Consider the following 13203-nt stretch of genomic DNA (forward strand, 5'->3'; position numbering starts at 1 on the left):
CTGTGTATACATGAATGACTATAAAATCTTTTAATACCTAAAATTAGTAAAACTTATGCCAAGCAACCACAACATCTTTGGCCACCCTAGAGGCCTATTTCTACTTTTTAGCACAGAGCTATGGGAACGTTTCTCTTACTATGCGATGCGTGCCATCCTTGTCTTATTTTTGACTGACACCACCCTTAACGGTGGACTTGCTTGGTCAACGAAAGATGCACTCGATCTCTACGGTATTTATACGGGTTTAGTCTACATTACACCATTAATTGGTGGCTGGATTGCCGATAACTACCTAGGGCAGCGTAAATCAATTCTGATTGGCGGTGTATTAATGGCACTTGGCCAATTTACACTGGCTCTGCCTAACGGTTTCATTGGCTTAGACCAAGTGAACGCTCTGTACCTTGGTTTAGCGCTGCTAATCAGTGGTAACGGTATGTTTAAGCCGAACATCTCAACCATGGTTGGCGACCTGTACCAAGAAGGCGATAACCGCCGTGACGGTGCTTTCACCATTTTCTACATGGGCATCAACTTAGGTGCACTACTTGGTGGCTTGATTTCGGGTGCTGCTGTCGACTCGTTCGGTTGGAAAGCAGGTTTCCTAGCCGCTGGTATTGGTATGGTTATTAGCTTGATCATGCAAGTGACAATGGCTCAGTCTTGGTTAGGCAACATCGGTTCTGTTCCTGCTGCTGCACGAGCGAAAGCACTGAATAAATCTAAAGAAAAAGCACCACTGACCAAAGAAGAGTTCGACAGACTAAAAGTGATTCTTATCATGGGTCTGTTCGTGATTGTTTTCTGGGCGGGCTTTGAACAAGCTGGCGGCCTAATGAACATCTACACTCAACAATATACTGACCGTATGATTGGTGGTTTTGAAGTTCCAGCTGCTTGGTTCCAATCTCTGAACCCATTCTTCATCATTACACTTGCACCGATCATCGCTGCATTTTGGGTGAAGCTTGGTAAACGTGAACCAAACTCACCAGTTAAGTTTGCGATGGCGTTGTTCTTCTTAGCACTAGGCTTTGTGTGCATGATGGGTGCGGTAATGGAGCAAGGCGGCGACCTAACAGTGAAAACATCAATGCTATGGTTAGTTGGTGCTTTCTTCTTCCATACCCTTGGTGAGCTTTGTCTATCGCCTATTGGCCTGTCGTTGGTCACTAAGTTAGCTCCGCTTCGCCTAGCATCATTGATGATGGGTGCATGGTTTGGCTTCAATGCGGTGGCAAACTACGTAGCTGGCCTTGTGGGTTCTCACGTTGGTGAGCTTGGTGCTATGTCTATCTTCAGTGGCATCGCTATCACAGCAACAGTGAGTGGCATATTACTGCTGCTTTGTGCTGGTAAGCTTGTGTCATGGATGCATGGCGTAGAAACCAACATGACGCTTGAAACAGAACCTAAAGCTAAGCAAGCAACAGAAACATCTGCGGCTTAAACTCTCAAGCTGTTTCAACACAAAGTATCCGGTTCAAAAAGGGCTGCTCAATGAGCAGCCCTTTTGTTATTTGTATGATATGCCTTAATGTTAACGACAAGCCGTAATCATTGCTCAACAGTTATTAGCGATACAGCGCCACTAACTCTGCCATCATATCGATGTGCGAATCTCTGTCGTTCAGACACATAATGTAGCTAAAGTCTGAGCCACCAGCTTCGATGAAAGTCTCTTTACACTGATCTGAAATCTCTTCCAATGTTTCCAAGCAATCCACCGAAAATGCAGGAGCCATGATATCGATCTTCTTGATGCCTTTGCTCGGCAGTGATTCAAGAGTCTCGTCAGTGTATGGCTTCAACCACTCTTCTCGACCAAATCGCGATTGGTAGGTCATGGTGATATCGTCTGCTGATAAACCTAACTCTGCCGCAAGTAATTTTGTTGTCGCTTCACAATGCTGAGGGTAGATATCGCCTTCATCAGCCAGTCGCTTCGGAATACCGTGGAAAGAACACACTAAATGATCGGCCCTGCCATTTTTATCCCAATGACTACGAACGCTTTCAGCCAATGCTTTTGCATAACTTGGATGAGCGTAGTAATCACGAATAAAGCGATAACTCGGGATGACCGGCATCTGTTTAAAGGCCTTGGTTAAACCATCAGAAACAGCCGCTGTGGTTGTGCCAGAGTACTGCGGATATAAAGGCAGTACTATGATGTCCTCAACGCCCCGCTCCATCAGCTGTTCAATACCTGTTTTTAGACTTGGGTTACCATAGGTCATACCCAGCGCAACAGGCACCTCTAGTTTCTTTTGGAGCTTTTCAGCTTGTCTTTGAGAGTACACAAGCAGTGGAGAGCCTTCATCCATCCAGACAGACTGATACAACTTAGCGACTTTAGGCGAGCGAATCGGCAAAATCACCCCATGTAATATAGGACACCAAAGCCAACGCGTTAGGTTTACAACTCGCTTGTCGTGTAAGAATTCACTCAAAAATCGACGAACGCCAGCGGGGGTCGCCGAATCTGGTGTTCCTAAGTTCACCAGTAAAACGCCCTGCTTTTTATTATTTTCCATAGATACCTGAGACCAATATGTGATTTTCTGGAAAGTAATATACTAATCTGCATAAGTTTAAGATCATTGCTTCCCACAGAATGTCTGAATAATCATTCTTGATGTGAGAGACACAACATCCACTCTCGATTGTTAGCCACTGCCATCGGGTCTAAACCGTTCTGAATCATGTGCAATCAAATTATCTAGATTGGTATCGTACTAAAAATTGAAACAAAAAAAGCGACCCTTAAGGTCGCTTCCAATATATCAAATTCTAAAACTGGCTGTTAGCCAATTATGCTAGTGCTTTCTCAAGTTCTGCACTAACTTCAGCAACTTGCTTAGTACCGTCAAACTTAAGGTACTGAGTGTTACCTGCTTCTGCTTCTTTACCGTAGTAAGAGATTAGCGGAGCTGTTTGATCGTGGTATACACCTAGACGTGCACGAACTGTTTCTTCTTTGTCGTCATCACGTACAACTAGGTCTTCACCAGTTACGTCATCTTTACCTTCTTCTTTAGGTGGGTTGTACACATTGTGGTATGTACGACCAGAAGGAAGGTGAGCACGACGACCAGCCATACGCTCAACAATCACATCGTCAGCTACGTCGAATTCAACAACGTAATCAACAGCGATGCCCATTTCTTTTAGGCCATCAGCTTGTGGGATTGTACGTGGGAAACCGTCTAGTAGGAAACCTTTCTCACAGTCATCTTGAGCGATACGCTCTTTGATAAGACCAAGGATAATTTCATCAGAAACTAGCTGACCAGCATCGATTACTGATTTTGCTTGCTTACCAAGCTCAGTACCCGCTTTGATAGCAGCACGTAGCATGTCACCAGTTGAAATTTGAGGGATACCAAATTTGTTCATGATGAAGTTAGCTTGAGTACCTTTACCCGCGCCAGGAGCACCTAGAAGAATGATGCGCATGTTTAATCCTCTTATAAAATTATGATTTATACCGAAGCTCACTATTCCACCTTCCTCGTTCATTTTTAAGACAAACAGGAAAAGTTAGGTAACAGCTGAGATTAAGCAAAACTGTAAACAGAAGCAAAACGGTAAGTTTCGGTATAACGTTTAAAAATCATACAACTGGAGATGGTAGCTTCCTAGCCCCAGCTGATTAGGTCGAGCATTCTATCACATTAATATTCAATTTGGCTGAATTTACGACTAAAGAATGCATCGGCAACATTTGTTGTGACGATAACGGTGACGTTGACCACGTTAGGTCAATTTTCAACGACGTTCATAAAAAAAGCCCGCATTTGCGAGCTTTCTATTACAATTGTTGACTTAACCTAAAGTCGAAAGACTAACGCTTTGTTAGTAGCTCGTTGATTGCACCCAAGAATTGTGACGGATCTTCCATTGAGCCTTTTTCAGCTAGCATAGCCTGGCCAAAGAGTAACTCCACCCAACGGCCGAACGCTTGCTCATCGGCTTCATCAGCCATCTGTTTCACAAGTGCGTGCTCAGGGTTAATCTCAAAGATGTACTTCACTTCAGGAGCAGCTTGACCCGCCGCTTCAAGAAGCTTAGCCATTTGAGTGCCCATTTCGAAGTCGTCCGTCACAACAACCGCAGGCGTCGTTGCTAGCTTGAACGTAGTGCGAACTTCTTTAACACGACCACCTAGGTAAGATTGAGTACGCTCAACAACAGATTTAAACTCTTCTTCTGTCTCTTTTTGCTTCTCTTTCTCTTCTTCACCTTCAAACTTGCTTAGGTCTAAGCCCGCTTTAGTGATCGATTGGAACTGTTTCCCGTCGAAGTCTGTCAGGTAGTTCATTACGTACTCATCAATACGATCGTACATTAGAACCACTTCAATACCTTTAGCTTTGAACTGCTCCAAGTGTGGGCTGTTCTTAGCGGCAGCGTAGCTATCTGCTGTTAGGTAGTAAATCTTATCTTGGCCTTCTTTCATGCGCTCAACGTAAGATTCTAGGCTGATAGTTTGTTCAGCAGAATCCACTTCCGTTGACGAGAAACGAAGTAGACCAGCGATCTTCTCTTTGTTCGCCATGTCTTCAGCTGGGCCTTCTTTCAATACTAGGCCGAACTCTTTCCAAAACTCTAGGTACTTATCATTGTCATTCTTCGCCATGCGCTCAAGCATAGTCAGGACACGCTTGGTACATGCGCCACGAAGAGACTGAGTTACCTTATTATCTTGCAGAATTTCACGAGACACGTTCAATGGCAGATCGTTTGAGTCAATCAAGCCACGAACGAAACGCATGTAAGATGGCATGAACTGCTCAGCATCATCCATAATAAATACACGCTGCACATAAAGCTTCAAGCCGCTCTTGTGGTCGCGGTTCATCATGTCCCAAGGTGCTTTCGCTGGGATGTAAAGCAGGCTTGTGTAGTCGTTCTTACCTTCAACTTTGTTGTGGCTCCAGGTCAGTGGATCAGCAAAGTCGTGAGATACGTGCTTGTAAAACTCTTGGTACTCTTCTTTCTCGATATCAGACTTGTTACGAGTCCAAAGCGCTTGCGCCTTATTGATCTGCTCCCAATGCTTCTCTTCGGTGTCTTTACCTTCGTCATCTTTCACAGCTGTGAAGATAGAAACAGGAATGCCGATGTGGTCAGAATATTTACCGATCACTTCACGCAGACGCCATTCATTTAGGAACTCTTTACCGTCTTCGCGCATATGAAGAATGATGTCAGTACCACGAGACTCTTTAGTGATGTCTTCGATTGTGTAATCGCCTTCACCTGCAGAGTGCCACTGAACAGCTTCATTGTTCGGCAGGCCAGCTGCGCGTGTGCGAACTGTTACCGCGTCAGCAACGATGAATGCAGAATAGAAACCCACACCAAATTGACCAATCAGTTGAGAATCCTTGCTTTGGTCTTCAGATAGTTTTGAGAAAAAGTCTGCAGTGCCTGATTTAGCAATCGTACCTAAGTGCTCAATAACGTTGTCACGGCTCATTCCGATACCGTTATCAGAAATCGTCAAGGTATTTGCTTCTGCATTGAATGAAAGTTTTACACCTAAATCAGCATCGCCTTGGTAAAGGTCACCATTAGATAGGGCTTGAAAACGAAGCTTGTCAGCCGCGTCAGATGCGTTAGAGATCAGCTCACGTAGGAAGATTTCTTTATTTGAATACAGTGAGTGAATCATAAGGTGAAGTAGTTGTTTTACTTCAGATTGAAAGCCACGAGTCTCTTTATTTTGCGTTGCCGTTTCGCTCATTTTTACTCCAAAACATCTATACTTTATGTTGAATAATCATAGGGGCGTAACACTTGATGCTACTCTTCTGTTCATTAACATGAGGATGACAAATGTAAATTCAAGGTCAAAAATCATAAAAACACTGTTTTTTTTATCTGTTTTTATTATCCTTGAGCCTGATAAATATAAAAGAACATAAAATAAGCCATGATTTGGTGAAGAATTAACGGAACTTCACCTGAGATTTGTCTATTTCGCCCCCAAAACAATCCAAAATAGAAGAATTCAATGAGTAATATCGGCACAAAGTTTATTCTCGCACAACGGTTCGTATTCGATCCAAACAGCAATTCACTTGTCGATCAAATGAGCGACGGTGAAGTCGTACGTCTTGGTAGCAATGAAAGCCGCATTCTCTTGATGCTGTCAGAAAGGCCTAATGAAGTTATCACTCGTAATGAATTGCATGAGTATGTTTGGCGAGACCAAGGCTTTGAGGTGGATGACTCAAGCTTAACGCAAGCCGTATCGACTCTGAGAAAGATGCTCAAAGACTCGACCAAATCTCCTGAATTCGTAAAAACAGTACCTAAGCGCGGCTACCAATTTATTGCGACCGTTGAACGTTCTGCGCCACTGTCATCAAATGATCTGCCAGTAGCCGCTGAAATTGCAGAAAATGACGTTGAACCTATCCTAACGTTTGCAACGCCTGCAGCGACTGAACAAGCAATCACTGACACATTTGAACCCGAGCCAATTACAAAAGTTCAACAAACTAAGGTGGCAGTAGAACCAGCAACCGCTCCTGTTGTAGATCCGGCTAAAAGCACCAATAAATGGTTAACATTTTGGTTACTGCTTGCCGCTTTCATCATGCCGATTCTCGTTTTAACGTTTATTACCCCGGTGGAGTCCGAGTTCACGGTTTTGACTGAAGTGGATGGTGTAAAGGTTCAATCACCGGTTAACCACCCAGACCTCAGCAGTTGGCTGCCAGCAATAGAAAAGTGTGTATTAAGTTACAACACGAGTCACACTGGTGTGCTAAAGCCGACAGAAGTGATCGCGACAGGTGGACAAGCCAATAACCTTGCCCTCAACTACATTCACACGCAAGATTACTCGAGCGAAAATGTAACCCTAAGAATTTACGCAAATCAGTCGGATGTAAACGACATTTGTAACGGTGGTAAGTAACATGAAATTAAAAGTATCGATTATCTTACTGGTTCTATCGGCATTTTTGAGTGGTTGGTTATATTGGAGCAGCGATGCAAAAGTAGAGCGCTTGCTCACTCAGCATGAATGGCAGTCGAGAATGGTGACGCTGATTAGCGATAACAAGCAAGCTGACTCAATCGGCCCACTTCGTAGAGTTGAACTATCATCGAATGCGAAATACCTACCAAATGGTACCTATCTGAGAATGTCAGTGGTTAGACTTTACGGAAATCAAACTGAGCCTGCGAATGTGATCAACATTTCGGAAACGGGTCAATGGGATATTAACGACAACTACTTACTGGTTTCACCAACGGAATTTAAAGATGTGACTTCGGCTCAGCGCCAAGATTTTTCAGAAGAACAGCTAGAGCTTATCACTCAAGTCATTAAGATGGACGCAGAGCAAAGCCGCCGCATAGACATTGTTAACCCGAAGGCACTGCTACTGACTAGCTTAAATCATGGTTCTACCGTATTGTTTTCAAACTAAGATTGGATCGCTATTTACTGTTTATGAATAGCTGAATACCATGAAACGGTAAACCAATGGAAAAAAGGGGCATGAAGCCCCTTTTTTGTTAGCCGTTGGTATCAAATTACGGATGTAGCATTTTAAGGATTAACCATGAATACGGAACAACCAAATTTGGCGCCATCGAAAGAAGCAGCAGTAAAAGCAACAATCACCATACACTATTGCCGTCAATGCAATTGGATGCTTCGCTCAAGCTGGTTGTGCCAAGAATTGCTGCACACCTTTAGTGAGGAGATAGAACAAGTCAGTCTACACCCTGATACGGGCGGACGGTTCGAGATTTTTTGCAATGGAATACAGATTTGGGAAAGAAAAGCAGATGGCGGCTTTCCTGAGGCTAAAGTTCTGAAGCAAAGAGTACGAAACATCATTGCTCCAGACAGAGACCTCGGCCACGTAGACTCAAAATAAGCCTTCTCACGGCCGAACCAATGATTTAAAGCTGGCCACTCACGAGAACATCACCTTCAAGGCTAATTACTTTGAAGGTATTGTCTTCATAGATGCCATAGCTCGCCGCGTGTCCCTCTCGTGGGAATGTCACCGAGCTAGGATTAAAGATAAAGATGTCATCTTGGTATTCAGCGACAGGAATATGGGTATGACCGTGTGCAATGATATCGCCCGCCTTCAGCGCAGGGCGTTTATTGGTATTGTACAAATGACCATGCGTTAGGAAGATACGTTGACCTGACTCTAATAGCACCCACGAGTAATCCATCATCATTGGAAAAGACAACAGCATCTGATCCACTTCGCTGTCGCAGTTACCACGAACGGCAATAATCTCTTGAGAAAACGCATTCAACTTCTCTGCAACCGCCGGCGGGTTGTATCCCTCTGGAATCGGGTTTCTTGGACCATGATTCAGAATGTCACCCAATAGCACTAAATATTGCGCACCAGACGCTTGGTAGAGTTCTAATACCTTTTCTGTTGCTGGCAGCGAACCGTGTAGGTCTGAAGCAAAAAATAATTTCACACGTACTTCTCCATAAAGTTTATGAGCCTATTGTACGTATCTAAATGCTACACGTCATCTCTCACCATACCGTTGATCACGATATTATTGTAACTAACCATACCGACTATTTTGTTATCACGAACTACTGGCGCACGACTGATACCAAAGCGTTCAAACAGGCGAGCACAATACTTTACGTTCATCTCAGCAGACACGCTTAACGCTGGCTTGGTCATGATCTCATAAACATTAGTTCGCTTTGGAGAACGATTCTTAGCCAGTACTTTCTTGGCAATGTCATTCATCAATACGATGCCGTATTCATCATCTTCGTGACGCTTATCGACAATAATGGCTTTTACTTTGTGCTTCTTCGCCATCTCTATCGCTTCTAACACCGTAGTTAGCCCATCGATAATCACATACGTATTGGCCATGACATCACCTACTCGGATTTTTTCACTAACACTCATAACTCGTCCTCCACAACCTTAGTTAATGTCTCGACTTGGTGCGCTACCCCGACTGCATCTTCGATATCGATCTGCACCGCTATACCTTGTCCTGACTCTTGGTCGAACTCTCCGACTTCACCGATGGTTTCTAAAATATGTCTCGCCAAATGCTCTTCGACGACAAACAGCAACACATCTTTTTGCACCTCCAACGTTAAGCCAAAGAAGGTGGTTTTTTGGTTTAAACCTTGCCCTCTGGCGTTGTTAATCACCGTTGCTCCAGTCGCGCCCGCATCACGCGCGGCATCGAGCACAGTGTCGGTCTTGCTCTCTTCTACAAACGCTAAGATAAGTTTAAAGCGCATCTTTGCTCTCCTTAGAGGTGTGTAAACGGTTTAACCATTGTGTTATTTGGGCATAGCCCATCACTGAAATAATCGGAAATAAGCTGGCAAAGGCAATTAAGCCAAAGCCATCAATAACAGGGTTTCGTCCAGGTACAGTTGAAGCGAGCCCAAGCCCTAGCGCTGTCACTAAAGGGACTGTCACCGTTGATGTGGTAACACCGCCCGAGTCGTAAGCCAATGGAATAATGAGTTTAGGGGCGTAAAAGGTTTGAATGACCACGACGACATAACCAAAAATGATGTAGTAATGGATAGGATCGCCCGCAACAATACGATAGCTTCCGAGCGAGATACCGATAGCGACTCCTAGTGCCACGGCGATTCTCAGCCCATTAACACTGATGCTGCCGCCGGATACTTGATTTGCTTTAATAGCCACCGCAATCAATGAAGGCTCAGCGATCGTGGTACTAAAACCGATGCAGAATGCAAAAAGATAAACCCAATAATAATCAAACCAAGCCAATGTCAGGCCAGAGCTGACTTTAAACTCAGTCAGAAAACTTGGTTCGGTCAACTGCATGGCCATCGTCTCCCCTAAGGGAAACAACGCGAGTTCCAATCCCATCAAGAAGAGAGACAACCCGAGGATGACGTAGAAAAAACCAATCAGCACCTTGGCTAAATTGTTCACAGGCTTACGTAGCACCGCCAACTGAAAACCAAAGATGATCACCGCAATCGGAATCACATCCATCACAGTACCTAAAAAAGTGTCGATAAATTGCTGAGCACTGATCATGTCACCACCATCCCGTACACCATGACAAACATCATCGGCAGCAACGAAGCAAACGCGATTAACCCAAAACCATCTATCATCGGATTACGCCCTTTAATTGCCGAGGCTAAACCCACTCCTAACGCAGTCACTAATGGGACGGTGATCGTTGATGTTGTCACTCCGCCAGAATCATACGCAATTCCAATGATGTTCTCCGGAGCAAAAGCGGTTAGCACCACAACTCCAATATATCCACCGATGATCATGTACTGGATTGGCCAACCTTTTAAGATTCTCAGCACACCGAGTAAAATAGCGATACCGACCGACAGTGCCACTGTGAAGCGCAAGCCATCGGCATACTGTTCCATTTCATCTAACGTATTAGGGATAACGCCTCCCTCGGCGGCCACTTCTGCTGCCTCAGCCGCCACCGCAGTTAGTGCAGGCTCAGCAATGGTTGTTCCAAAACCCAAACAAAAAGCAAATGTCAGTAACCAGAACACACTCCCCTTGCGAGCAAAGGCTTGGGCCATAGATTCACCGATTGGGAATAGCCCCATTTCTAGGCCGAATATGAAGAAGGTTAACCCAAAGACCACCAGCACTAAGCCAGTTAGAATTGATAACAGATGAGGAAGTGGCTCTTGCAACACAGCGAGCTGGAAGAAAGCGATCACCGCGACAATCGGCAATAGATCTCGCAAGCTGCCTAGCATAGCTCGAAACAAAGCAAGTACTGCTGCCATCACCACTCCTTATCGCTGAAATTATGTCGGGTTATTGGTTACTAATAATCATGGCAAATCCTTATCATTCCTTATGTGATAAATATTACGCAGTTGGTAACATATCCGAGTAAAATGCATAAGTGTGATAACGGTACACATCCTGACTTGATGCATTTAATTCCACTCCTTTGTAAATTGAAAAAGGCGTAATTTGGGCATCACACGATTGAAACCTTATGATCGCTATAGTGATTTTTTCGTATTGAATGGCGAATAAAAACAAGCCATGTCTATAATTATGTTTAATAGGGAGATTGGTATGAAGATATTGTTAACGGGTGGTACTGGATTTATTGGCTCTGAATTGGTCAAAAGTTGGAACACTGACGACGTGACACTGCTGACGCGGAGTCCTAAAAATGCGAAACAAAGCCTAAATCACCTCAATCAGAACAACCTTCATTACATTCAATCCCTTGATGAGCTCAGTGATCTCAATGACTTTGATGTAGTGGTCAACCTCGCAGGTGAACCGATTGCCGATAAGCGTTGGAGTACAGAGCAAAAAGAGAGTATCTGTAACAGTCGCTGGCACATCACAGAAAAGTTGGTCGAATTAATTCATGCCAGTAGCAACCCGCCACACGCTTTCATTAGCGGTTCAGCCGTCGGTTACTATGGCGATCAACAGCAACACCCGTTTGACGAGTCACTGCAAGTAGAAGATGAAAGCTTTCCTCATAAAGTCTGTGCCCACTGGGAAGAGATAGCTAAACGAGCACAATCAGAAAGTACACGCGTGATACTACTGCGAACAGGGGTTGTACTTGGCGAGAATGGCGGCGCACTCAAGAAGATGCTATTGCCTTATAAACTCGGCGTCGGTGGTCCACTAGGTTCCGGAGAGCAGTACATGCCATGGATTCACATTCTCGATATGGTGAGAGCCGTCAATCACTTGTTGTCTATTCCTCACGCTCAAGGGGAATTTAATATGTGTGCCCCTCACCCTGTGACCAACAAACTGTTCAGCAGCACGTTAGCTAAACAATTAGGCCGACCGCATTTCTTATTCACGCCGAAATGGGCAATGTCGATTCTAATGGGGGAATCATCTTGTTTGCTATTTGACAGCATTCGCTCTAAGCCGAAGAAACTCACTGAGATGGGATTCATCTTTAGTTACTCAAGAATCGAGCCAGCACTAAAAAACTTGTTACAACATCAAGACTAATTCTTTACCCTAGAGCAATAGAGACTCTAATAAAGGATTAAGTGTGAACAAGTCGATTCTGATTACCGGTTGCTCAACGGGTATTGGCTATACATGTGCGCATGCACTTCAAAAGCGTGGTTTTCATGTCATTGCATCTTGTCGTGATCCACAAGATGTTCAACGCCTTCAAGATGAAGGCCTCACCTGTATTCAATTAGATCTTTCCAACCAAGAAAGTATTGAGCATGGCGCCAAGCTTGCTATTGATCTCGCGCCTAATGGATTGTATGGATTATTCAATAACGGGGCTTACGGTCAAGCAGGTGCGCTAGAAGACTTACCGACCCAAGGACTCAGAGAACAATTCGAAACCAACTTCTTTGGTTGGCATCATCTCGTCTGTCAGATCCTTCCGCACATGCGCGGGCGTGGCGAAGGTCGAATCGTACAAAACAGTTCTGTATTAGGTTTTGCAGCCATGAAGTATCGTGGTGCTTATAATGCTTCTAAATTCGCGATTGAGGGTTGGACGGATACCTTACGATTAGAACTGCATGGCAGTGGTATACAGATCTCATTATTGCAACCAGGGCCAATTGAGACTCAATTTAGAACCAATGCCCTGAAAGCGTTCAATAAATGGATAGCCATTTCTGGTAGCGCTCACCAAGAAGCTTATCAACAACAAAAAGATCGACTCGAAAAAGAGTCATCGAATAACGCTTTTGTTCTTCCGCCTGAAAGTTGTATTGAGCCGGTATTCCATGCTCTCACCGCCGACAAACCCAAACTAAGATACCGAGTTACGACCCCAACTAAAGTGTTCGCGGTATTGAAAAGGATTCTACCGAGTCGCTTACTAGACCCTATTTTGAGAAAAGCTGCATAAATTACCAACTTTGAATGCAGAGTCGCAAACTTTAATGTAACGATGTAATTTTTCCGTAACAATAAGATGTCATGATTATTCTATCCCATCAATTATTTCCAATTGATGGTTCTACTCTGGAAATCTCATGACTTTAAACCGCCTTAATTGGGTAGGTGTGGGTCTGGCTATTACGTTGTTTATTCTGTTTTGAGTATCTCACGCAACGCCTCACTGACTACCTCGATGATAACGCTATGCCTTCCATGTTGATATAACAACTCTATCAACATAGAAGCATAGCGTTTTTCTATTTTTGGTTCTTTTTATCCGAGATAA

The 13203-nt window shown here is 44.1% G+C and carries 14 protein-coding genes; 6 read left to right on the forward strand and 8 right to left on the reverse strand.

Going from position 1 to position 13203, the window contains the following annotated elements; all coding sequences use genetic code 11:
• The first annotated feature begins 55 nt into the window (after positions 1-55).
• Complete coding sequence (locus tag ITG09_11980) at positions 56-1453, forward strand: peptide MFS transporter (GenBank protein UPR51410.1); 1398 nt, start codon at positions 56-58, stop codon at positions 1451-1453.
• A gap of 124 nt (positions 1454-1577) precedes the next feature.
• Here ITG09_11980 and hemH read toward each other — a convergent pair whose 3' ends face one another.
• The 3 genes from hemH to htpG form a co-directional block, all read right to left on the reverse strand.
• Positions 1578-2540 (reverse strand): ferrochelatase, encoded by a 963-nt coding sequence (hemH, locus tag ITG09_11985; protein ID UPR51411.1) that lies wholly within the window; start codon positions 2538-2540, stop codon positions 1578-1580.
• A gap of 277 nt (positions 2541-2817) precedes the next feature.
• Positions 2818-3462 carry an adenylate kinase gene (gene adk, locus ITG09_11990; protein UPR51412.1) on the reverse strand — a complete coding sequence of 215 codons (645 nt, stop codon included), beginning with the start codon at positions 3460-3462 and terminating at the stop codon, positions 2818-2820.
• 388 nt (positions 3463-3850) lie between these two features.
• Positions 3851-5755 carry a molecular chaperone HtpG gene (htpG, locus tag ITG09_11995; GenBank protein UPR51413.1) on the reverse strand — a complete coding sequence of 635 codons (1905 nt, stop codon included), beginning with the start codon at positions 5753-5755 and terminating at the stop codon, positions 3851-3853.
• A 270-nt stretch (positions 5756-6025) separates the two neighbouring features.
• Between htpG and ITG09_12000 the strand changes: the two genes are divergently transcribed.
• From ITG09_12000 to ITG09_12010, 3 genes are all read left to right on the forward strand, one after another.
• Positions 6026-6937 carry a winged helix-turn-helix domain-containing protein gene (locus ITG09_12000; GenBank protein ID UPR51414.1) on the forward strand — a complete coding sequence of 304 codons (912 nt, stop codon included), beginning with the start codon at positions 6026-6028 and terminating at the stop codon, positions 6935-6937.
• A gap of 1 nt (position 6938) precedes the next feature.
• A complete protein-coding gene (locus ITG09_12005; GenBank protein UPR51415.1) occupies positions 6939-7454 on the forward strand; it encodes a regulatory protein ToxS in 516 nt (171 codons plus the stop codon).
• A gap of 135 nt (positions 7455-7589) precedes the next feature.
• Positions 7590-7910 (forward strand): SelT/SelW/SelH family protein, encoded by a 321-nt coding sequence (locus ITG09_12010; GenBank protein ID UPR51416.1) that lies wholly within the window; start codon positions 7590-7592, stop codon positions 7908-7910.
• A 25-nt stretch (positions 7911-7935) separates the two neighbouring features.
• Here the strand turns inward: ITG09_12010 and yfcE are convergent, their stop codons facing one another.
• From yfcE to ITG09_12035, 5 genes are read right to left on the reverse strand one after another with little or no spacing between them, the layout of a single operon-like run.
• Complete coding sequence (gene yfcE, locus ITG09_12015; GenBank protein UPR51417.1) at positions 7936-8481, reverse strand: phosphodiesterase; 546 nt, start codon at positions 8479-8481, stop codon at positions 7936-7938.
• A 47-nt stretch (positions 8482-8528) separates the two neighbouring features.
• Complete coding sequence (locus ITG09_12020) at positions 8529-8936, reverse strand: CBS domain-containing protein (GenBank protein ID UPR51418.1); 408 nt, start codon at positions 8934-8936, stop codon at positions 8529-8531.
• Complete coding sequence (locus tag ITG09_12025; GenBank protein UPR51419.1) at positions 8933-9283, reverse strand: P-II family nitrogen regulator; 351 nt, start codon at positions 9281-9283, stop codon at positions 8933-8935. Before ITG09_12025 ends, ITG09_12020 begins: the two co-directional genes overlap by 4 nt.
• Positions 9273-10067 carry a DUF1538 domain-containing protein gene (locus tag ITG09_12030; GenBank protein UPR51420.1) on the reverse strand — a complete coding sequence of 265 codons (795 nt, stop codon included), beginning with the start codon at positions 10065-10067 and terminating at the stop codon, positions 9273-9275. Before ITG09_12030 ends, ITG09_12025 begins: the two co-directional genes overlap by 11 nt.
• Positions 10064-10798 carry a DUF1538 domain-containing protein gene (locus tag ITG09_12035; protein UPR51421.1) on the reverse strand — a complete coding sequence of 245 codons (735 nt, stop codon included), beginning with the start codon at positions 10796-10798 and terminating at the stop codon, positions 10064-10066. The genes ITG09_12030 and ITG09_12035 overlap by 4 nt, the downstream gene beginning before the upstream one ends.
• A gap of 301 nt (positions 10799-11099) precedes the next feature.
• On the opposite strand from ITG09_12035, the gene ITG09_12040 reads away from it, so the two are divergent.
• Positions 11100-12014 (forward strand): TIGR01777 family protein, encoded by a 915-nt coding sequence (locus ITG09_12040; GenBank protein ID UPR51422.1) that lies wholly within the window; start codon positions 11100-11102, stop codon positions 12012-12014.
• Positions 12015-12057: 43 nt separating this feature from the next.
• Positions 12058-12885 carry an SDR family oxidoreductase gene (locus ITG09_12045; protein UPR51423.1) on the forward strand — a complete coding sequence of 276 codons (828 nt, stop codon included), beginning with the start codon at positions 12058-12060 and terminating at the stop codon, positions 12883-12885.
• Positions 12886-13203 lie beyond the last annotated feature (318 nt).

This window comes from Vibrio cyclitrophicus (genome assembly GCA_023206055.1).
GTDB lineage: Bacteria > Pseudomonadota > Gammaproteobacteria > Enterobacterales > Vibrionaceae > Vibrio > Vibrio cyclitrophicus_A.